The organism is Providencia sp. 2.29 (genome assembly GCF_015832305.1).
GTDB lineage: Bacteria > Pseudomonadota > Gammaproteobacteria > Enterobacterales > Enterobacteriaceae > Providencia > Providencia stuartii.
The window spans coordinates 1,747,896-1,769,855 of the sequence record NZ_CP065420.1 but is presented as its reverse complement, the minus strand read 5'-3'; the positions used below and the strand labels follow the sequence as shown (position 1 = coordinate 1,769,855).

Sequence of the window (21,960 nt, the reverse complement as noted above, 5' to 3'; positions counted from 1 at the left end):
CTTCCTCCTCTTAATAATCAATATAGTGTGTGATTAACGCACGTCATCCAGTAAGGATTTCCACATACCTAAAACCAGCACTTGATCTGGTGGGGTGAGCTCTCCCCCTTTAATTGCCTGCTGAATACTCTCTTCAACACGTTGATAAAGTGCATCAACACTGGTTTCATTCTCTTGTTCAAGCTCTGCGACAGCAAGGGTTAGATGCCCACGCAAATAGCCGCCCGCAAATAATTCATCGTCACTTGCGTGTTCGACCATATCATCAATTTTTGTCAGTATGCGTGTTTCAAAATCCGCAAGCATGCTTAATCCTTACTCTCGTTAATGTGTCATTAGGCAAAAATATCTTCCGGATAAGGGAAGTCTTCTGCACAAAGTGGTGGAGTATTGTAAAACGTTTGTAACGCGTTCACAAAGCGTAATGGCCTTTCAGGAATACCATTTGCTAAATATTCCATCACTTGGCCATGTACTTTGCGCTGAAATGCGATACGGTCAGGCTCAAAATCCCCTTCTAGATTGTCGCAACTGACATTAAAAGGAATGCCAGCCGCTACACAAAATAACCAATCTAACGCCTGAGGTTTGATTTCAACGACTTCAAATGCACATTGCGTTTTTTCATCACGACCATCGGGGCAATACCAGTAGCCATAATCGACTTGCTGGCGTCTTGCCTCTCCCGCAATGCACCAATGCGAAATTTCATGCAGTGCGCTGGTGAAAAAACCATGTGCAAAGACAATGCGATGATAAGGTGTTTGCTCATCGGCCGGTAAATAAACTGGCTCATCGTCACCTTTCACCAATTTGGTGTTGTACTCTTCGCCAAAGCACTGTTCAAAAATATCAATCAACTGCTGATAATGATGTTTAATCATGGAAATTCAAATCATTTTAAAATAATGAAACAACCCAAGCTTTGATAGCATCGCCATGGCTGTCATGGAGCAATTTAATACTCATCAGCAAAGAGATGATCACAATCATTGGCCTGATCAGTTTTTGCCCTTTCGTTAACACCAAGCGAGCGCCTAGTCTTGCGCCAACCATTTGGCCGATAAGCATAACAAAACCGAGCACCCAAAGAACATGACCTCCGATAATAAAAAATATTAAAGAGCCAAAATTTGAGGCAAAGTTCAGTAACTTAGCATGGGCAGTCGCTTTAGCAAGGTTATACCCCAACAATAACACATAGCCTAATGCTAAAAATGACCCAGTTCCCGGCCCAAATGCACCATCATAAAAACCCATCGTCATACCAACAGCAACCCCAAAAACAGGCATACTAATACGTTGCTTACGATCTTGTGCACCAATTGACGGTGTTAACAAAAAGTAAAGGCCAACGCAGATAACCATGATAGGCAAGAGCTGTTTGAGAAAATCCGTATTAATCATTTGGATCAAGATGGCGCCTAACATGGCACCAATGATCGTCATGATAAAGGGGAACATTTGCTCTCGTAAGTTAATCGCTTTACGTCGAACAAAATAGAGTGACGATGAGAACGAACCTCCAACTGCTTGGAGTTTGTTAGTTGCAAGTGCCTCAACAGGCGTTATACCGACAGAAAGTAATGCAGGGATAGTTAATAACCCCCCGCCGCCAGCTATGGAGTCAATAAATCCCGCGAACAATGCAACACAGAAAAGTAATAAATAAATTTCAGGTGCAACAACAGTCAGCCAATCCATTTTTAATCCAAGTAACAGAATTGCCATTACGGCGATACGTAATCTACTCTGCCGCTGATAAACAAATACAAGCCCACAGAGTATCACTGCCCAGATGAGGTATTTTTAAGGAGGCGTCATCCAAACCTTCATATTAACAATAAGGGAGACTATGCCCCCTTACGCACTCTTTACGACAATCCTGAAAATGGTTTCATTGTGGGTATAACATCAGCACATTGCCCACGGTGACGTAAATAGTGATCCATCAATACAATCGCCATCATTGCTTCTGCAATAGGTACGGCTCGAATACCAACACAAGGGTCATGTCGACCTTTGGTGATCATTTCGACTTCTTCACCATCACGATTTAGCGTTTTACCTGAAACGGTAATACTGGAGGTTGGCTTCATCGCGATATGCGCAATAATAGGTTGGCTGCTACTTATCCCCCCTAAAATTCCCCCAGCGTGGTTTGAAGTGAAGCCCTCGCGAGTGATTTCATCGCGGTTTTCACTCCCTTTCAGGCCAATTACTCCAAAACCATCCCCAATTTCAACCCCTTTAACAGCATTAATACTCATTAAAGCATGAGCAATATCTGCATCTAAGCGGTCAAATACAGGCTCTCCCAATCCTGCTGGTACATTCTCAGCCACGACAGTCACTTTCGCGCCAATCGAATCTCCCTCTTTTTTTAGCCCTCTTAGTAACTCATCTAGCGCTTCTAATTGACTAGGGTCAGGGCTGAAAAAAGGGTTTTGCTCAACAATAGACCAATCTTTGATTTCACATTTCACTGACCCCATTTGTGTCAAACAGGCACGTATCGTGATCCCCAATTTTTCTTGTAGGTATTTTTTAGCGATTGCTCCAGCCGCAACACGCATAGCCGTTTCACGAGCAGAAGAGCGCCCGCCTCCACGGTAGTCGCGCTGACCATATTTTTGTTCGTAGGTATAATCTGCGTGCCCTGGTCTAAAGACATCTTTAATTGCGCTGTAGTCTTGAGAACGTTGATCGGTATTTTCAATCAATAGGCCTATGCTGGTTCCCGTAGTGACACCATTAAATACCCCAGATAGAATTTTGACCTGATCAGGCTCTCGACGTGCAGTAGTATAACGAGACGTTCCCGGACGGCGGCGGTCAAGATCCCCTTGTAGATCGGCTTCTGTTAATGCTAGCCCTGGTGGCACACCATCAATGATGCACCCCAAAGCCAAGCCATGAGATTCCCCAAAAGTGGTAACCCGAAACAGTTGCCCTATTGAATTTCCTGCCATACCAAATTCCTAATTAATATTTCATGATTGTTATTTTGATGTTGTGGTTGATTAGAATGCCGCGCAATATTTTCTTAATCAATATAAAGTTGAAAATGAGCATGATGTTCAACTAATTGCTCACGCGTCAACATAAATACTCCATCACCACCATACTCAAACTCTAACCAAATAAAGGGAATTTCTGGGTATTGTTCAATCAGATGTACCATACTGTTACCGACTTCGCAGATCAATACACCCTCATCACTCAGAAAGCGTGGTGCATTTGCTAAAATACGACGCACCAATTTTAAACCATCGCTTCCCGCCGCTAGCGCCAATTCAGGCTCAACGCGGAACTCTTCCGGTAAATCATCCATATCCTCAGCATCAACATAAGGTGGATTAGTCACAATTAAATCATACTTAACGTCAGGCATATCCCTAAACAGATCAGAGCGGATAGGAATAACGCGGTGCTCTAAACCATGATTCGCAATATTGTGTTCAGTAACGGCAAGCACATCGGTCGAGATATCGACCGCATCCACTTCCGCTTCAGGGAATTCATACGCACAGGCGATTGCGATACAGCCACTCCCTGTACACATATCAAGTATCGTTCGCGGCTCATCAGCCAACAAGCCAACAAAATGGTTGTTGATAAGCTCTCCAATTGGTGAACGAGGAATTAATACACGCTCATCCACATAGAACTCATGTCCACAGAACCACGAACAGTTAGTCAGGTAAGCCACTGGAACACGCTCATTAATACGACGCAATACACGTTCAATGATACGATGACGCTCCGTTGGGGTCAGGCGCGAGGTCAATAGTTCATCCGGTACATCAAGAGGTAAGTAAAGCGTTGGTAGCACTAATTGTAACGCTTCATCCCATGCATTATCAGTACCGTGACCATAATAAACATTGGCAGCATTAAAGCGGCTCATTGTCCAACGTAAAATGTCCTGAATGGTATGAAGCTCAGCAACAGCTTCATCAACGAAGATCTTTTCCAAGAAGGGTTTCTCCAGACTGTATATCGAAAGTGTTCAAGTTTGCCACGAAGTGAGACACAAATCAGCAGATTAATACAATAAAATCGCGAGGAAAACAGAGGGGAAGCTATTTAATGTCAAGAGGCCCCCTGTTTAAACTGGAGGCCTCTTAGGATAAGTCGTTATTCTACCGACTCAGCGTTGTAATTTACGTCAGTCTCCGCATTGGGTTGTTTAACCCACAGTGCATAAACGACGGCTAAAATCACCAACCAAACAATACCCACATATAAAGCAATACGTGTATCTTCAAAATAACCGAGTACCCCAAAGATAAATAGCATAAATATGATGGCAAGTGCTGGACCAACTGGCCATAATGGTACAGGGAATTTCAGTTTACTCACCTGCTCTGGCGTCATTTTGCGGCGCATGGCTACCTGTGATACCAAGATCATCAGCCATACCCAAATCGTGGCAAAGGTTGCAATCGATGCAATCACTAAGAACACTTTTTCAGGGATCAGATAATTCAATACCACCCCAACCAGCAAAATAATTGACATCACCAGTACGGTCATCCATGGCACACCATTTTTGGTCAGTTTAGTGAATACTTTCGGTGCCTGCCCTTCGTGTGCCATACCATACATCATACGGCCCGCCCCAAAGATGTCACTGTTGATAGCGGAGATTGCTGCGGTGATCACTACCACGTTCAAAATGTTTGCAGCCGATGCAATGCCTAGGCTATCAAAAATTTGTACGAATGGACTGCCTTGGTGACCAATTTGATTCCAAGGGTAGATACACATTAAGACAAATAAAGTTAAGACATAAAAGAGTAGGATACGAATTGGTACCGCATTGATAGCACGAGGAATTGTTACGTCAGGATTTTTAGCTTCACTTGCCGTAATACCAATGACTTCAATGCCCCCAAAGGCGAACATTACCACGGCAAACGATGCGATAACCCCTCCGATCCCATTTGGCATAAAGCCACCGTGCTCAAATAGGTTTGTAATACCGACTGCATGCTCAGAGGCTTGCCCAAAGCCAAACACCATAATCGCCGCACCGCCGATGATCATCGCGATAATTGCAACAATTTTGATGATAGAGAGCCAGAACTCCATTTCACCAAATACTTTTACATGACAAAGGTTAATTGCCCCGATAAAACAGATGATACTCAAAACCCAGATCCACTGAGCGACCTCAGGAAACCAGAGCTTCATATAAAAACCAAATGCGGTGACGTCTGCTAAGCAGACAATGAGCATTTCAAAAACATATGTCCAACCAGCAAAAAAACCTGCTCGTGGACCTAAATAGTGACTTGCATACTGTGAGAAGGAGCCAGCAAGGGGGTTATGTACCGCCATTTCCCCTAGGGCGCGCATCACCATAAAAACTGCCGCGCCACCAATAATATAAGCAATTAAAACCGCAGGGCCTGCCGTTTCAATCGCTTTTGCTGAACCATAAAAAAGACCTGTACCAATCGCTGCCCCGAGGGCCATAAACCGGATGTGACGCGCAGAAAGTCCACGCGTAAGTTTTGTTGTGCTTTGCATGATTTATCCTTCGTTTTTTATATACCCTAAATCATTCAAGCTACTTATCAGAATGATGAGTAGACACTAGCTCACTAAGGTGACAGACAGATATCTATCTCTCATGTCGCTTGAAGATTAATGGGTACTATTTTTAATAATGGTCGTGCAGATAAATACTACAAGCGGCCGATACATTGCCGACCGCTTATTATTTGCGTGATGTATTATTTAGGAAAAACCGAGTTTTCAGGGAACAATGTTGATAGCTTTTGTTCCGTAATGAGCTGAATTGCCGCATCAATATCAGGGGCAAAATAGCGGTCTTTATCATAATACGCGACTTTATCACGCAATATGTGACGGGCTTTTTCTAATACCTCGCTTGATTTTAAGCCCTCACGAAAGTCGATCCCTTGACATGCCGATAACCATTCAATGGCTAAAATGCCTGTCACATTTTTTGCTATTTCCCACAAGCGGCGGCCTGCTGCTGGCGCCATAGAGACATGATCCTCTTGGTTTGCCGAGGTCGGTAAACTATCAACACTGGATGGATGTGCTAATGCTTTATTTTCACTCGCCAATGCTGCCGCAGTTACCTGAGCAATCATAAAACCAGAGTTGACCCCGCCATTATTAACGAGGAATGGTGGCAATTGAGACATGTGCGTATCCATCAATAACGCAATACGTCGTTCAGACAGTGCACCGATTTCGGCTAAAGCAAGCGCGATGTTGTCCGCAGCCATTGCCACTGGCTCCGCGTGGAAGTTACCGCCAGAGATAATGTCACCATTATCAGTAAAGACTAATGGGTTGTCAGAAACAGCATTCGACTCGATTAAAATTACCTCAGCCGCTTGACGAATTTGCGTCAAACAGGCCCCCATCACTTGAGGCTGGCAACGTAACGAATAAGGGTCTTGTACTTTAACGCAATTTTCATGAGATTGAGCCAACTCACTCGTTGGTGTTAACACCTCACGAAATAGTCTTGCAACATCAATTTGCCCTTTTTGACCACGCACCTCGTGGACGCGCGCATCAAATGGTTTGCGTGACCCCAATGCCGCTTCCACACTCAGAGAGCCACAAACAATACCGCTTAGCAGCAAGTTCTCAGCTTCAAATAACCCTTTTAGCGCAAACGCCGTTGATACTTGGGTGCCGTTTAATAGTGCTAGACCTTCTTTCGCTTCCAGTTTCAACGGTTTTAGCCCTGCTTTTTCAAGTGCCGATTTAGCGCTGAGCCATTTACCTTGATAGCGTGCTTTCCCTTCACCAAGTAGCAGCAAACTCATATGCGCTAAAGGTGCTAAATCACCAGAGGCACCAACTGAACCTTTAGCAGGAATAAAGGGATAAACTTGGTGATTCACTAACGCAATTAGGGCTTCAATCACTTCTAATCGAATACCAGAGAAGCCACGAGCTAAACTATTAATTTTTAAAACCATAATCAGACGAACCAATTCGTCATCAAGCGGTTCACCCACGCCCGCTGCATGTGACATCACAATAGAGCGTTGCAGCGATTGCAGATCTTTTGCAGCGATTCGGGTATTGGCTAATAAACCGAATCCTGTATTAATACCGTATGCCGTCTTATCTTCAGCAATAATCTTATTTACCGTTGCCACACTTTTTTCGATTGCCAAATGAGAGCGTTTATCGAGAGCAACCGTTACAGGCTGTGCAAGTACAATACGCAAATCATTCAGTGACATTTTTCCTGGATGGATAGTTAACTTAGTCATGCCCGGCTCCTCTTAGCGTGTTTTTAACATCGGTAGGTTAAGATTTTTTTCTTGTGCGCACTGAATCGCTATATCATAACCCGCATCAGCATGGCGCATGACACCTGTCGCAGGGTCATTGTGTAGAACACGAGCAATCCGCTCAGCAGCTTCATCAGTGCCATCGCACACAATCACCACCCCTGAATGTTGAGAGAAGCCCATACCGACCCCTCCACCATGGTGTAATGAAACCCATGTTGCTCCACTTGCTGTATTTAATAAGGCATTCAGTAAAGGCCAATCAGAGACGGCATCTGAACCATCTTTCATCGCTTCTGTTTCGCGGTTTGGGCTAGCAACTGATCCTGAATCAAGGTGATCTCGACCAATCACGATCGGCGCTGAAACTTCACCGCTTCTTACCATTTCATTAAAAGCTAAACCTAATTTCGCCCTATCCCCCAAGCCAACCCAACAAATACGTGCGGGTAAGCCTTGGAAACTGATACGTTCACGCGCCATATCTAACCAACGATGTAAATGCTTATCGTCAGGTAAAAGCTGTTTTACTTTTGCATCTGTTTTATAAATATCTTCAGGATCACCGGATAACGCCACCCAGCGGAAAGGACCAATACCGCGACAGAATAATGGGCGAATATAAGCAGGTACAAACCCTGGGAAATCAAAAGCATTTTTGACGCCCATTTCAAGGGCCATTTGACGGATATTGTTACCATAATCAAATGTTGGAATGCCTTGTTTTTGGAAGGCGAGCATCGCTTTAACATGTTCAGCCATCGATGCTTTTGCTGCTTTCGCTGTGCCTTCAGGATCTTTCACGCTACGCTCGCGATACTCTTCCCAACTCATCCCAACAGGTAAATAACCATTGAGAGGATCGTGAGCACTCGTTTGGTCGGTAACCATATCTGGGCGAACGCCACGTTTCACTAACTCTGGTAAGATTTCAGCCGCGTTAGCACATAAGGCGATTGATACAGCTTTCCCTTCCGAGGTGTATTTTTTGATACGCGCCAATGCATCATCCAGATCGGTCGCTTGCTCATCCACATAACGGGTACGCAAGCGAAAATCAATACGGCTTTGTTGACATTCGATATTCAGTGAACAGGCACCCGCGAGTGTTGCTGCTAACGGCTGCGCCCCGCCCATACCGCCTAACCCTGCCGTGAGCACCCAGCGCCCAGTTAAGTCACCATTATAATGTTGGCGCCCTGCTTCAACGAAAGTTTCATAAGTCCCTTGAACAATGCCTTGGCTACCAATGTAAATCCAGCTACCCGCCGTCATTTGGCCATACATTGCCAACCCTTTCGCATCCAATTCGTTAAAGTGTTCCCAGTTAGCCCAATGTGGTACAAGGTTTGAGTTTGCGATTAATACGCGAGGGGCATTTTCATGGGTTTTAAAGACGCCAACGGGCTTGCCAGATTGGACCAGTAGAGTTTCATCACTCTCTAAATTTTTAAGTGTTTCAACAATTTTGTCATAGCACTGCCAATTACGTGCCGCACGACCAATACCGCCATAAACGACCAGTTCATGTGGATTTTCGGCAACATCAGGATCTAGGTTATTCATCAGCATACGTAAAGGGGCTTCAGTCAACCAGCTTTTCGCGCTGAGAGTGTTACCTCGTGGTGCTCTGATATCACCATTTCTGTATTTATTATTTATCGTTGTCACATTCATACCCTCTTTCGATAGATTCAGCTTGTACTGATAACGTCTTTATATAGGTATAGTTGTATATACATGTACAATCAATACCCTATTTAACATCAAAATTGAGAATGAAATGCAGATAAATAATAATTACATATTATATTTCAATGGATTATGAAAAAACCACATCAAATTGGTGGTTAAATTTTCTTCTAAATCTGCCAGTGAGATCACATTAAATTTACAATTAATTCACATCTTTCAAGGGTTTTAGCGGGAAATATCAAAATTCACCATGAGATTAAGATAAACCTTCTACTCATGGTCAATATAGACGTAATTTTCAACATTTATTCGATAAAATACGCTAGGAAAGCAACCCCATAAAATAGCGTTGCCTTGAGATACTAAGAGGTAAAATGCCCTTTCAATTTATAGCGATGCCCCGGAAATAATAATTTCGTGCTAGTCACCACAAATGATTGGGACCATGTACGTCTTGAAATTAATAAGCAAGAAGAGCCTAACGCAATATTCAGCCATTTAGCGGCGCGCTCATCGGCTTCAATGGCCTCAACGATATGCTCACCTTCTGTTAATGGCGCCACCATTGAAAGGTAGTCATGAGGAGTGATGGTCAAAAAGTCTTGTTGTAGATAATCAGGAGCCGCTAGCGCATTGACATACCGATCTTCAATTTGCACTGGTACATCATTTTCGTAATGAATAATAATTGAATGGAATACCCTTGTTTCAGGGGCGATATTCAATTCCGCAGCCAACGAAACCGATGCAGCAACCTCTTCTAGCTTGATAATTTTACAGCTATATTGATGATTTCTTGCCAGAATTTCGGACTCAATGCTATGAACTTCAAATAGCGCTGATTGGCCTTTTGGCTCTGCGACGAATGTACCGACCCCTTGAACCCTAACTAACAGCCCTTCTGCTGTCAGCTCCCTTAATGCACGATTTGCCGTCATACGGCTACATTCGAATTGTTTGACCAATTCAGATTCCGAGGGAACACGATCATTCGCCTGCCACTCACCTGTATGGATTTTTTCTGTTATTAACTGTTTTACTTGCAAATAGAGCGGGATCGGGTTGTCTCTATTACCTTTTTTTTCTGCTGTCACAATCGTTTCCATTTTAAAAAGTAAAATGCCAAACCCTTAAAGTAAAAACTTAGGGTTACCGTTATACTATTAAGTTGTGCTATCAAATAGCGGATATTCTGACAGTCGCAAATAAAACTTAACCCTCTGTAAATATCCTACAAGTCTATTTACCAATTAAAGGCTAACAAAAACCCCTTACAGCATATATTACCACACAACAAATTGATAATGTTGGCAACACCAAACAATAGGAATTTTATGATTTAATGAATTTCTAACAAAAATAACTAATAATCAGCTGATTTTATCGACATTATTCTATTTGAAGGAACGGTTTATATTCTCATCCCGTTCCTACTCCACCAGCGTGCAAACTATCTGATACTTTAATTCACTTATGAGTTATGATGACTAATATTGCCTTGATAAACTCGCATATATAATGGCTGGCTACCTTGCTCATAAATCATCTCAACGGGGTCAACCGCATTCCAAACCACAAAGTCAGCCTGATAGCCGACCTTAAGCTGTCCATGGCTTGCCTCGCGACCTAATGCTTTCGCAGCATGACAAGTAACTCCAGCCCATACTTCTTCAGGTGTTAATCTAAATAGTACAGCAGCCATATTCATGATCATACGTAGTGAAGCGAAAGGGCTTGTGCCAGGGTTAAAATCCGTTGATACCGCCATTGGTATTTGATGTTCACGCAACAGTTCTATAGGTGGCAATTTTTTCTCTCTCAAGAAATAAAAGGCGCCCGGAAGTAAAACGGCTACTGTTCCACTCTCTTTTAGTGCACGAATACCATTAAGATCAAGATACTCAATATGATCAACCGATAATCCCCGATAACTAGCAACCAGTTCGCTGCCTCCAAGGTTGGACAACTGCTCAACATGCCCCTTGACTGGGATCCCCAATTTTTGTGCGGCTGCAAATAGTTTTTGGCTCTGTTCTAGCGAAAAGCCCACCGTCTCACAAAAGACGTCAACGGCTTCAAATAACCCTTGCTGCCACAATGTTGGCATAATATCCGTACAAATTAGATCAATATATTCATCAGCTTTATCTTTATACTCAGGCGGTACCGTATGCGCTGATAGCAAAGTTGAACTGACTGTTACTGGGTATGCTTCGGCTAATTTTTTGGCAACCATGAGCTGTTTTTGCTCACTCTTCAAATCCAAGCCATAGCCTGACTTCATCTCAATGGTTGTGACACCTTCACGGATCAGCGCCTCTAATCGCGGTTGTGAAACCTGATAGAGTTCATCTTCATTTAACGCTCGCGTGGCACGTACAGTAGAGTTAATCCCACCACCTTGTTGGCTAATAGTCTCATAAGAGACACCATTCATCCGCTGCTCCCACTCGGCCGCACGATTGCCACCAAAAACCAAATGCGTATGGCAATCAATTAAACCTGGTGTAATTAAGCGCCCTTCTAGATCCACTACTTTACAATTAGCTGTATCTAACTCACCTTTTGGTTCAATCGCCACGATCTTATTCTCTCGCGTGACCATATCGTGATTTTCTAAGAGTCCATATGCCACGTTAGATCCCAGATCCATTGTAGCAATGCGGCCATTTCGCCAGACGACATCATGAGCAAGTGTTTTAAATGACATAACAGATCCTATGGGTTTAATAAGTACATTTACCACTGCAATAGATAACAGGTATATATATGTATATACAATTAGTCAATACAGCTACAATTGTCAATGTAAACTGCCCATAACGTTAAAATTTTGTTAGTTAAATCTTATAATCCACAGCTATAACCTTCGTCACCAAAAATAGGTTACACTAATGTAGATAAGTACTATCTGAAAAAGATAATTAAACAGCTAGCTAAGATAATTAATCGAATGAAAAATAAATTTGAATTAGACAAAGATGACATTCATCTATTTAAAGAAGCTATTCGCGGCACAAAAAAGATAGCACAAGATCAAATCTTGCATACTCCTGTGCGAACAAAAGTCACTCATCCTTCAAGTAAAAAAGTCCAACAAGAACAAATCGATGCTTCATTTTATTTTTCAGATGAATTTCAACCTCAATTGGAAGATGAAGGCCCAACTCGCTATTTGAAACCCGGCTCTAGCCCTTACGAACTGAAAAAATTGCGTCGAGGCGATTATGTTCCTGAACTTTTTCTTGATTTGCATGGCTTAACGCAATTAGAAGCGAAACAGGAAATTGGGGCGCTGATTGCCGCATGTAAACGCGAAAATGTCTTTTGTGCGTGCATTATGCACGGCCATGGTAAGCATATTTTAAAGCAGCAAACGCCACTGTGGTTAGCCCAACACCCAGATATTCTTGCTTTTCATCAAGCACCTAAAGAATGGGGCGGGAATGCGTCACTACTCTTATTAATTGAAACTCAAGAACACATTAGGCGCTAGCAATTTTCAGCGTCTTCATATTACACAATACAACGTTAGCCATTTTTCATCACGACAACAGACCGTTTAAAAGCCCCTAGGGGCTAACTGGTCGCCATTACTGATTGACTGAGAGTAATTGAGCTGGGCTGAGCATCCAATCTAAATGGGCTTTATGGTGCTTCACATCCATTTCAATGCAGGCAATCGAAGAAGTGATAAACATCGGAGGTGCTTCATGAGGGCATAACTCTGAAACTAAATACCCGACAAGAGGTAGATGAGACACCACCAATACGGCATTCGCTCCCATTATTGCTAGGTCACGAATATGATCTGCCACAAATGCCGCATTCCCACCGGGTGTTAACATCTCCATTACCGTAGCTTGTTCAGGTAGGCTAAGATGCTCACGGACAGTTTGTAGTGTTTGCTCTGCTCGAAGATAAGGACTTACTAGGACATGATCAATCTCTGGATGACGTTTATTCAACCATTGAGCCATCAATACCGAATCATCTTTCCCTTTTTGAGTTAACGCTCTTGCCGCATCACTTGCGGCCTGTAGTGCGGCATCACCATGACGCATAATATAAACTTGCATAATCCACCATCTGAGTAGCCTAGCAAATAGCACTGGCTAATCTTTTTGTTAAAATAATTTATTGTCAGAGTCACCATCAGTGGGGCGAAAAGTGATTCTGCATCAAACTACCGACAAATAAAATGATTTAAGTAATTTTTTGCGTTTAATTTTGTCTGAAAAGCATGCAGCAGTGGCCTAATTACCTTATTGCTCCCGCTCCCATCGGCCCCTCTGACCTACCAATTAACTACATTAGAGACCATCTAGCTTTTTCTATTTTCAATCAATAAAAAACCCGATGATTGCTATATTAAAGCAAATACATCAGGCTTTTTGGTTACATCATCGTACCTTAAAATACACAGTTGTACGCTAAGTGGTATTTCAGGTTGTTAATTAAAGAAGCCACCGTTATGGCTGCTTGAAAGTGGCTTCACAATACTCAACTTTTGTTTGCTGGAAAAAAGGTTTCATTTGTTTGTGCCATCTGACACAAGCGTTCACAAGGGCGGAATTTATCACCGTAACGCTCAGCTAACTGATTCATCGTATCTACTGTTTTTTGAATACCTAAGTTATCCATATATCGGAATGGCCCACCAAAGAATGGCGGGAAGCCAATACCAAATACCGCGCCAATATCCCCATCTCGTGGATTTTGGATAATATTCTCATCTAAACAGCGAACAGCCTCATTGAGCATCAACATCACACAGCGTTCAGCAATATCAATTTTGCTCAAATGATTTTGTGGCTGAATACCGATTAATGAATAGATACTGCTATCTACCTGACGCTTTTTAGATTTTTTCCAGAACATCAATTTAGATGCGGGTTGATGCCCATACAAATAAAAGCCTTTCCCATTTTTCTTGCCTTTACGGTCGTCTTTATTCACTTTATCCAGAAGCTCAGGAGCCTTAAACCTATCACCAAAGCGATTGACTAAAATAGGTAAAATTTTAGTTCCGACATCAATACCGACTTCATCTAATAAGTTAAATGGCCCAACAGGGAAGCCAAAATCAACAAGCGCACTATCAATATGTTCAATTGATTCGCCACTCATTAAACATTCAGCCGCTTCACACAAATAAGGCGCTAAAATACGATTCACATAAAAGCCTGCATCATCCCCCACAACAATGGCCGTTTTACCTTGGCGTTTCGCAAAAGCCACCACCGTCGCAATGGTTTCTGCATCTGTTTGCTGATGAGGGATCACTTCAACCAGTGGCATTTTGTCAACAGGGCTAAAATAATGTAGGCCAATCACTTTTTCAGGGTGAGCTGCATTTTCAGCGATTTGATGAATAGGTAATGAAGAGGTGTTCGAGGCAAAAATCGCCTTCCCGTGGGTGACCTCTTGTACCTCTGCAACCATCTTTTGTTTTAGTGAGAGATCTTCAAAGACAGCTTCAACCACAATATCAGCGTGCTCAAACCCTTGATAATTTAGCGTGCCCGATATTTTTGCCATCACTGCATTACGCTCGCGAGCAAGCATACACCTTTTATTAACTCTTTGCGTTAATAGATCCCAGCTATAACGCAGTGAATGGGTAATGCCTTTCTCATTAATATCTTTAATACGGACAGGAAGATCACCTTTCATTGCGGTGACAAATGCAATCCCCCCTCCCATTAAACCGCCACCTAACACACCAATCTGCTTAAATGCGAGTGGTTTTGCACTAGACCCCGTTTCGTTTTTTAATGCCGTTGTCGCAAAGAATAAGCTTCTTAGTGCGGCTGACTCTGGTGTCATCACTAACTCGCCAAACGCTTTGGCTTCTGCCTCATATCCGGCTTTAGCCCCTTTTTCTACCCCTGTTTTGACAACCTGAATAATTTTCTCTGGAGCAGGATAATGGCCTTTCGTTTTGCGCATTACGGTTTGTTTGGCGCTGGAAAAGACTTTATTACGTAATAAATTACTGCTTAATAAACGATGTTGCCAATGAATAGGCGCGCGTTGGATTTTACCTTTTTTCGCCATTGCAATAGCGACATCTAACAGAATGGTTTCAGGCACGACATCATCCACTAACCCCATTTTTAGTGCCTGTTTCGCGCGTAACTGTTTACCCGTTAACATCATATCCAGTGCATTTGGTATGCCAATTAATTTTGGTAAACGTTGGGTTCCACCTGAGCCGGGAAGCAAGCCTAATTGGACTTCAGGTAGGCCTAAACGCGTTTTATCGTCATTCGAGCACACTCTGACATGGCATGCTAATGCAAGTTCTAACCCACCACCGAGACAGGCTCCATGGATTGCCGCAACAATAGGTAAAGGATAGTTTTCTAGCTTTTCGAAAAGCAGGTGCCCTTCTCGAGATAACTCACTGGCTTGCTCTTTACTTTGGCAGTTAGCAATCATGCTAATATCCGCGCCCGCGATAAAACTGTCTTTTTTCCCAGAGGTGATCACCAATCCTTTTAAACCAGGTGTCGACTGTGCTTGCTGTAAAATAGAGAGGAACTGTTGTGCAAACTCAGCCTTCAATGTGTTGACCTTTTCATTTGGTACGTCAATGAAAATGACACCCACTGTTTGGGCATGAACTTCAAGGCGAAAAGCTTCATGCACGAGGCCTGCTTGAACCCCTGTTTCTGAATGGTGCGTCATTATTCCACCTCCAAAATCATTGCAGCGCCCAACCCACCAGCAGCACATGCTGTTGTTAAACCAAACCCACCACCTCGGCGACGTAATTCATGCAGTGTTTGTGTCACCATACGCGCTCCTGTTGCAGCGAATGGATGACCATAAGCAATAGACCCACCAAGCACATTGAACTTATCCATATCTACTTCACCAATTTCTTTTGATAACCCCAATTTTTCTTGAGCAAATTGGCGACTAGAAAAGAGTTTAAGATTCGCTAGCGTCTGAGCGGCAAAAGCTTCATGCATATCGATTAATGTCAAATCTTGTAGCGTCAACCCCGCACGTTTAAGCGCTATTGGTGTCGCATAAGAAGGGCCTAACAGCATATCTTGCCAAACATCAATAGCAGAGAAAGCAAAGCTACGTATATAACCTAACGGGGTATAACCTAATGCTTTAGCACGAGATTCCGTCATCATTAGCACGGCGGCCGCCCCGTCGGTCAGTGGTGTACTATTGGCTGCCGTCACCGTACCGTGTTTACGATCAAATGCAGGTTTTAACTTTGCATAAGAAGATAAAACTGAATTTGTACGGATATTATTATCTTGAGTGAAGGCTTGTTTGAATGGCGGCATGTAAGCACTCATCACCTCTTGCTCCAAAACACCACTTTCCCAAGCTTTGGTCGCGAGCAGATGTGAGCGATGCGCAAGCTCATCTTGCTGCTCACGAGTGATGTGATACGTTTTCGCCATTTGCTCCGCCGTATCCCCCATCCGTAAACCTGTCGAATATTCTGCAACGGCGGGTGCGACAGGTAACAGATCTTTTAGACGTAATTTCGACATCAATGAAAGCTTTTGCCCGAATGACTTCGCTTTACTTAATGACAAAAGCGTTGCTGCAAGTTTCTTGGAAACCCCGATAGGTAATACAGAAGATGAATCTGCACCTCCAGCAATACCAACTGAGATATGACCAGCCATCATACTCTCAGCAATATTTGCCATAGCCTGGAAACTCGTCGCACAAGCGCGAGAAACACTATAGGCATCCGTCGAGACACTCATACCTGTACCGAGCACTATCTCCCGCGCAATATTCGGGGCTTCTGGCATTTGTACCACTTGCCCAAACACCAGCTGTTCAATAAGTTGTTTTTCAATACCGCTTCGACTTAGCAGTTCTGCAACAACAGCTTTTCCCAGATCAACCGCAGCAATACCTTGATATGCTGTGGCTTGCTTGGCAAAAGGTAAACGGAGGCCGCTAATAATTGCTATCCTCTCTTTTGCTGCATAAGTGCTTTCGCCATGATGGGAAAGTTGATTCATGGTAGCTCCTGCTAAAAAGTGATAAACCGTTTTTTATGACCTCTAAACCTTTCATGCTGGTTTCTGTAGCCACAAGTGAAACCCGCACTTTAAAATAATAGGTGTAACTTATTTATATTTAACCGATTCTCGTAACCTGTTAAAAAAGTGCTTGTGGCTAGCTGACCCTCGCTAAAGAGGTCTGACCTGTTTAATATTGTTAACATAAACGTTACATTCAGAAAATAGCGACATTAAGAAAATGCGAGCTTGCACACAACTTAATGAATATTAATGAAAGCAGAAAAGAGTTGAGCAGAAAATAAAGGGAATTAAATAGAAAAATACCTTCACTATAGCGTAATTAGACTATAGTGAAGGAGATAAAGAGTTAATCAGTTGTTTGATTAGCGTAAGCCTAATTGAAAAATCAGACTTTCTGCTTCACAACTAAAAGTAAAGTTTGCAGACAACTCAACACCACCTTCAACATTGGTGATGGAATGGTCGATAGCACAAGGTTCTGACTCAACAGATTTGGCCTTTTCAGTTAGCTGTTTCAACATAGATTCCGCTTCTTCATGGCTCGCGAAAACATGCTGATACGATGCAGTGCAATCTTTATTATCTAAAACTGTACCCACATCTACACAGCAGCAAGCAGCAGTTTCTTCCGCGCTACAACGGTTAATCGCATCAGTCATTTTACTCTCCAAATCAACAAACTGTTAAGTTGCTATCATAACGCTGAAAAAGAGAGAAAAACCAGTGTATATCAAGCCTATTCCCTGACTATCTGAGATAAGTTTGATCTAACCCCATAAATACTCATCAATGACAGAATTACGCCCAACGGATGTTGCCATTTTGTTAAATACATCGCAATTTTGAAAACAATTTGCATATAAACGAAAAACATGCTTGCAACATATGAGGTGGTCAGACCTATACTCTAGTAACTGGTCTGATTTGTCATAGAGGCAAGCGACCCTACAATTCTGCGCTTCTTGCGATAGAAGTCGCCTAATATACATAATAAACAAGAGGGTTTTGGTCATGAGCCAGAAAAACCTATTTACTCGATCAGCTTTAGCAATAGCAGTGGCAATAGTTTCATCTAATGCGGGCGCCGCTGGTTTTTTGCTTAATGAATATTCCACATCTGCGCTCGGACGTGCATTTTCGGGAGCCGGCGCACTCGGTGACAACGCAAGTGAAGGTAGTCGTAACCCTGCTGCAATGATGTTATTTGATCGCCCAGCCATTTCAGTCGGTGCAGTTTATATTGACCCAAGTGTTGATATTAAAGGGCGTGGAGCATCTCCTTTAGGCAGTAACTTAACCGCAAATGATATTGCACCAAGCGCTCTCGTGCCTAACGCGCATTTCATTTTCCCTATCAATGATAAGTGGGCGGTAGGTACATCAATGACCACCAACTTTGGCCTCGCAACTGACTTTAGTAAAAACTATGCAGCAGGCCCTATTGGCGGTAAAACTGACCTGAAAACAGCCAACTTAAATTTAAGTGGTGCATATCGTTTAAATGATAACTTTAGTTTTGGTTTAGGTGTCAATGCGGTTTATGCCGATGCTGAAATCACTCGCCATGCAGGTGATTTAGGTAAATTAACACCAAAACTTGGATTACCACCTATTCCTGCTAGTACCACAATGGCAAAACTGACAGGCGATGATTGGGGCTACGGCTGGAACGCAGGTATCCTCTACGAACTCAATCCAGATAACCGTTTTAGTTTAACCTATCGTTCTAAAGTTACCGTCAAGTTTAAAGATGGTAAGTACTCAAATGACCTTCCAAGTAATAACCCTTACCTTAATGGCGCTGGTATTGTCGGCACTGATGGTGAAAAAATCAAAGGTAAGCTTGACCTAAACCTTCCTGATATTTGGGAGTTCTCAGGTTACCATAAAGTTGCTCCAAAATGGGCATTGCACTACAGCGTAGCTTATACTGGCTGGAGTGAATTCAAAGATTTAACAGCATATCGTAGTAGTGATGGAAAGCAATTATTCCACAAGGCTGAAAACTTTAAAGATGCTTGGCGTTTCGCAGTAGGTACAACCTATTACTATGATGATAACTGGACATTCCGTACAGGTATCGCCTATGACGAAAGCCCTGTACCGACAAAATACCGTTCAATTTCCATCCCAGACCAAGATCGCTATTGGTTAAGTGCGGGTACAACCTATGCATTTAATGAAAATGCTTCTGTAGACTTGGGTATTTCTTATATGTACGGTAAAAAAGTCAACATATCTGAGAAGCTAGTAGAAACTAACGCACTGCCACTTCCTGCTTATGAGTTTAAATCTGAAGGGTCAGCCTGGTTGTATGGTGTGAACTTCAACTACACATTCTAATTGTGTCGATGCAAATAAATAACAGGGGATGATCCCTCTGCCAAACCGTTAGCTAACCCCATGCTTTTCTACATGGGGTTTCTTGTTTAAGGAACATAATCGTTAAAATGATTCTCCCATTATCTTCTGAACGTCATTAATGAAAACGATAACTCATTTTAATTGGCACCAATCTCTCTTTTTAGTCCTAAAAGGATAAAAAAGAGTGTTAACCTAGTTACTGTCTCCATCTTATATGTCGTAGCTGCAATAAACCTAAAACACGGACAAATAGAAATAAAAACTCTCGCACCAAAAATTTACCTTTACACAAAATAATTAACTAATATCTATTCAGTTTTCTTGAAAATAAATACCCATTAATTATTAAAACAGAAAAATACACTACTTTAAATCCCCTTAAAAGTGAGTTTGAGGCCGTTCAGACCTGAAGTGCTCTTGACTTTTATCCCTGTAAATCTATAAATTAAATTGTGGCTTGAATGTTATCTTAGTATTAACTAATGATTTATCGGGCTTATCACTGTAAAACTATTTCAATTTCTTCTTTCTCGATCACTTCGTTGTAAATAGTTTTGCAATTCATTTTCATAACATCACACACCCTGCATGTTCTTGTCACTACGCCTAGTACAATGTAGTCATTGTCTGGTTCGGCGTAGCGCCGCTAGCATATAGGAAAAATAAATTAACGTTTAAGCAATAATCGTAAGCTAACCGTTAATTCTAAAGAGGTTAATATGACGATATAGAGAGGAGGTATTTATGGGAACACTGTTTACGGTTGGCTTTATTGGTGTTTTAGGTGTTATTGCTCTGATTGATGCAATCACTTCTCGAGGAAAACGAGGCAATGAATAATACTCTTATCACTCTCTGATGCCATACATAGCAAAAGAGAGTGATAGCTTCCTGTCATTAATCGATAGAATCTAAATCATCTTCGATAGCTGAGGCATTTGGATTTTCCGTCGCTTTTAACTCCCCACCACTTGATAAGAAATCATTTCGCTGGAAATATGCTTCGCGCATCAACAAATAAGGATCAGACGAATTTTTCAGCAATCCATCCGAATCGAGTAGCTGGGAACGCGTTTCGATGCCTTCTAAGGCCCATTTACCTGCCGACATCCAGAATGTCAGATAGCTCAACATTGGGTAAAGATCATCAACTAAATTACCGCCCTCTTCACGTGGTGTAAAACTACCGTAACCAGGTAACACCACATAAGGACCATAACCTACATCATAGTAACCCAATGTGTTACCAAAACGTTTAGGATCTTCTTTTGCTAACTGCGGGTTAGCCATTGAAGCTACATCAATGAGTCCTCCAACACCAAAGACGGTGTTAAGGAAGAAACGGTTAAAGTGTTTAAACCCTTGGCTGACTTCACCTCGTAAAAAGCTGTTCAGCATGCTGGCTGGCTCTTCAAGGTTGACAAAGAAGTTCGTTAAACCATTTCGTGCAGGCATAGGTACATAATCGCGCCAAGCAACGGCAACCGGCCTTAAGATATAGGGATCTAACACATTGTAGTTAAAATTGAACATCGCTCGGTTAAAACCTTCAAGCGGATCTGAGCGCTCCTGAGTTTCAGGATTAATTGAGCTTGAACACCCAACAAGCAAAACCCCCGCAAGAAGAACGCCACTCATGCGAAACTTCATAATACTCTCCATTCCCTGTACCACCAGCCATGGCACTTCAATTCAAATTATAAACCAATGCGTTTATATTAAAACCAAATAAATATAATTGTTAACCAATTTGAGTGCTCAATATGACCAAGCAACCATAACGCTAAGTATACATTATTAAGTATATTGTTTTTATAAGAAAAGTGATCAAATGCACGATTGGCTAACTGTATCCGTTACAATGGAGTAATAAACAGTACAGTATTCACGAGGCTTAGAATGGGCTTTTTAAGATAAGCGATAAACATCGGCGCTCACTGAGTTTACTAAGCATTACTCATCAAAAATGATTATTCAGCGCAAAAATGCGAATCTCGATTTACGGCTTATCCCTGCATAGGATGAGCGATTCACGCCATAATTACCCTCAATAATAACATTACGTGTTTTTATAGTTTCATTAACATATCGAGCAAAAGATCACCTAAAACTATAGTTTATTACTCTTTTATAAAAGAAATTCCACGTAACAACTTGATTCAATTAGAAGTCAGAAGTAGAATGCCGGACGTTGTAACATAATTTATGTCCCCTTAGTTAAATGGATATAACGAGCCCCTCCTAAGGGCTAGTTGTAGGTTCGATTCCTGCAGGGGACGCCACTGTAAGCCAATAAACCCGCTATCCTCCCACTAAAAACCTGCTTTACCTGTCCGTTGAGTTAAATAATACTAAACTGAATAAATATTTCTCAGGGGAATATGGGGTCTCACACACTTTTATTACCCCAATGAAACTAAACGTAATTCCAAGATAACGCCTATAAACAAACCGATGATGATGGTTGATGTTTTAATGTATCGTCCACTGGCGCAAAGTTTTAATAGACTCGATAAAAAGAAAAACTTCATACTATCGAGTTATATCCTGCCATTAGTTTTGCGTGT

17 protein-coding genes and 1 tRNA gene are annotated in these 21,960 nt (G+C 42.2%); 3 read left to right on the top strand and 15 right to left on the bottom strand.

Features of this window, described 5'->3' with window-relative positions; translation table 11 throughout:
* Positions 1–33 precede the first annotated feature (33 nt).
* From I3B46_RS07845 to hutI, 10 genes are all read right to left on the bottom strand, one after another.
* Positions 34–306, bottom strand: a complete 273-nt coding sequence (locus I3B46_RS07845) for a YfcL family protein (RefSeq protein ID WP_004921219.1) — start codon at positions 304–306, stop codon at positions 34–36.
* Positions 307–335: 29 nt separating this feature from the next.
* Positions 336–884 carry an elongation factor P hydroxylase gene (locus I3B46_RS07840; protein ID WP_004921221.1) on the bottom strand — a complete coding sequence of 183 codons (549 nt, stop codon included), beginning with the start codon at positions 882–884 and terminating at the stop codon, positions 336–338.
* A gap of 16 nt (positions 885–900) precedes the next feature.
* Entirely contained in the window at positions 901–1,704 is an 804-nt protein-coding gene (locus I3B46_RS07835) for a TSUP family transporter (RefSeq protein WP_014656286.1), read from the bottom strand.
* A gap of 170 nt (positions 1,705–1,874) precedes the next feature.
* Positions 1,875–2,972: a chorismate synthase gene (aroC, locus tag I3B46_RS07830; RefSeq protein WP_104873585.1), complete on the bottom strand. Its 1,098-nt coding sequence runs from the start codon at positions 2,970–2,972 to the stop codon at positions 1,875–1,877.
* A 74-nt stretch (positions 2,973–3,046) separates the two neighbouring features.
* On the bottom strand, positions 3,047–3,979 hold the full coding sequence (gene prmB / locus I3B46_RS07825) for a 50S ribosomal protein L3 N(5)-glutamine methyltransferase (protein WP_004921227.1): 933 nt from the start codon (positions 3,977–3,979) through the stop codon (positions 3,047–3,049).
* A 161-nt stretch (positions 3,980–4,140) separates the two neighbouring features.
* Entirely contained in the window at positions 4,141–5,538 is a 1,398-nt protein-coding gene (locus I3B46_RS07820) for an amino acid permease (RefSeq protein ID WP_014656287.1), read from the bottom strand.
* A 206-nt stretch (positions 5,539–5,744) separates the two neighbouring features.
* Entirely contained in the window at positions 5,745–7,277 is a 1,533-nt protein-coding gene (gene hutH / locus I3B46_RS07815; protein ID WP_104873586.1) for a histidine ammonia-lyase, read from the bottom strand.
* Between the two features lie 12 nt (positions 7,278–7,289).
* Positions 7,290–8,975, bottom strand: a complete 1,686-nt coding sequence (hutU, locus tag I3B46_RS07810) for a urocanate hydratase (RefSeq protein WP_004921233.1) — start codon at positions 8,973–8,975, stop codon at positions 7,290–7,292.
* A gap of 380 nt (positions 8,976–9,355) precedes the next feature.
* Positions 9,356–10,099, bottom strand: a complete 744-nt coding sequence (gene hutC / locus I3B46_RS07805; RefSeq protein ID WP_004921235.1) for a histidine utilization repressor — start codon at positions 10,097–10,099, stop codon at positions 9,356–9,358.
* Positions 10,100–10,464: 365 nt separating this feature from the next.
* Positions 10,465–11,703 carry an imidazolonepropionase gene (hutI, locus tag I3B46_RS07800; RefSeq protein WP_014656290.1) on the bottom strand — a complete coding sequence of 413 codons (1,239 nt, stop codon included), beginning with the start codon at positions 11,701–11,703 and terminating at the stop codon, positions 10,465–10,467.
* Between the two features lie 243 nt (positions 11,704–11,946).
* Between hutI and smrB the strand changes: the two genes are divergently transcribed.
* On the top strand, positions 11,947–12,489 hold the full coding sequence (gene smrB, locus I3B46_RS07795; protein WP_004921238.1) for an endonuclease SmrB: 543 nt from the start codon (positions 11,947–11,949) through the stop codon (positions 12,487–12,489).
* Between the two features lie 97 nt (positions 12,490–12,586).
* On the opposite strand, the gene sixA is transcribed toward smrB, so the two are convergent.
* The 4 genes from sixA to I3B46_RS07775 all read right to left on the bottom strand — a co-directional run bounded on the left by sixA (position 12,587) and on the right by I3B46_RS07775 (position 17,688).
* Positions 12,587–13,072 (bottom strand): phosphohistidine phosphatase SixA, encoded by a 486-nt coding sequence (gene sixA / locus I3B46_RS07790; RefSeq protein ID WP_004921240.1) that lies wholly within the window; start codon positions 13,070–13,072, stop codon positions 12,587–12,589.
* A 424-nt stretch (positions 13,073–13,496) separates the two neighbouring features.
* Positions 13,497–15,686, bottom strand: coding sequence for a fatty acid oxidation complex subunit alpha FadJ (gene fadJ / locus I3B46_RS07785; protein ID WP_163761982.1), 2,190 nt, complete (start codon positions 15,684–15,686; stop codon positions 13,497–13,499).
* The gene (fadI, locus tag I3B46_RS07780; protein ID WP_004921245.1) at positions 15,686–17,005 is read right to left on the bottom strand and encodes an acetyl-CoA C-acyltransferase FadI; all 1,320 of its coding nucleotides are present in this window, start codon (positions 17,003–17,005) and stop codon (positions 15,686–15,688) included. The genes fadJ and fadI overlap by 1 nt, the downstream gene beginning before the upstream one ends.
* A 386-nt stretch (positions 17,006–17,391) precedes the next feature.
* A complete protein-coding gene (locus I3B46_RS07775) occupies positions 17,392–17,688 on the bottom strand; it encodes a YfcZ/YiiS family protein (protein WP_004921249.1) in 297 nt (98 codons plus the stop codon).
* Positions 17,689–18,040: 352 nt separating this feature from the next.
* On the opposite strand from I3B46_RS07775, the gene fadL reads away from it, so the two are divergent.
* Positions 18,041–19,372 carry a long-chain fatty acid transporter FadL gene (gene fadL / locus I3B46_RS07770; RefSeq protein ID WP_102780937.1) on the top strand — a complete coding sequence of 444 codons (1,332 nt, stop codon included), beginning with the start codon at positions 18,041–18,043 and terminating at the stop codon, positions 19,370–19,372.
* A gap of 918 nt (positions 19,373–20,290) precedes the next feature.
* On the opposite strand, the gene mlaA is transcribed toward fadL, so the two are convergent.
* Positions 20,291–21,043, bottom strand: a complete 753-nt coding sequence (gene mlaA / locus I3B46_RS07765; RefSeq protein ID WP_014656294.1) for a phospholipid-binding lipoprotein MlaA — start codon at positions 21,041–21,043, stop codon at positions 20,291–20,293.
* 557 nt (positions 21,044–21,600) lie between these two features.
* Between mlaA and I3B46_RS07760 the strand changes: the two genes are divergently transcribed.
* Positions 21,601–21,675 (top strand) — tRNA-Arg (locus tag I3B46_RS07760).
* Positions 21,676–21,960: the final 285 nt, after the last annotated feature.

Bases quoted from the DNA above. Each gene is read 5' to 3' on its own strand.
- aroC (WP_104873585.1), bottom strand. From the start codon at position 2,972: ATGGCAGGAAATTCAATAGGGCAACTGTTTCGGGTTACCACTTTTGGG.
- I3B46_RS07845 (WP_004921219.1), bottom strand. From the start codon at position 306: ATGCTTGCGGATTTTGAAACACGCATACTGACAAAAATTGATGATATG.
- I3B46_RS07840 (WP_004921221.1), bottom strand. From the start codon at position 884: ATGATTAAACATCATTATCAGCAGTTGATTGATATTTTTGAACAGTGC.
- hutC (WP_004921235.1), bottom strand. From the start codon at position 10,099: ATGGAAACGATTGTGACAGCAGAAAAAAAAGGTAATAGAGACAACCCG.
- hutU (WP_004921233.1), bottom strand. From the start codon at position 8,975: ATGAATGTGACAACGATAAATAATAAATACAGAAATGGTGATATCAGA.
- sixA (WP_004921240.1), bottom strand. From the start codon at position 13,072: ATGCAAGTTTATATTATGCGTCATGGTGATGCCGCACTACAGGCCGCA.
- fadJ (WP_163761982.1), bottom strand. From the start codon at position 15,686: ATGACGCACCATTCAGAAACAGGGGTTCAAGCAGGCCTCGTGCATGAA.
- mlaA (WP_014656294.1), bottom strand. From the start codon at position 21,043: ATGAAGTTTCGCATGAGTGGCGTTCTTCTTGCGGGGGTTTTGCTTGTT.
- I3B46_RS07775 (WP_004921249.1), bottom strand. From the start codon at position 17,688: ATGACTGATGCGATTAACCGTTGTAGCGCGGAAGAAACTGCTGCTTGC.
- smrB (WP_004921238.1), top strand. From the start codon at position 11,947: ATGAAAAATAAATTTGAATTAGACAAAGATGACATTCATCTATTTAAA.
- I3B46_RS07820 (WP_014656287.1), bottom strand. From the start codon at position 5,538: ATGCAAAGCACAACAAAACTTACGCGTGGACTTTCTGCGCGTCACATC.
- fadL (WP_102780937.1), top strand. From the start codon at position 18,041: ATGAGCCAGAAAAACCTATTTACTCGATCAGCTTTAGCAATAGCAGTG.
- fadI (WP_004921245.1), bottom strand. From the start codon at position 17,005: ATGAATCAACTTTCCCATCATGGCGAAAGCACTTATGCAGCAAAAGAG.
- I3B46_RS07835 (WP_014656286.1), bottom strand. From the start codon at position 1,704: ATGGATTGGCTGACTGTTGTTGCACCTGAAATTTATTTATTACTTTTC.
- hutH (WP_104873586.1), bottom strand. From the start codon at position 7,277: ATGACTAAGTTAACTATCCATCCAGGAAAAATGTCACTGAATGATTTG.
- hutI (WP_014656290.1), bottom strand. From the start codon at position 11,703: ATGTCATTTAAAACACTTGCTCATGATGTCGTCTGGCGAAATGGCCGC.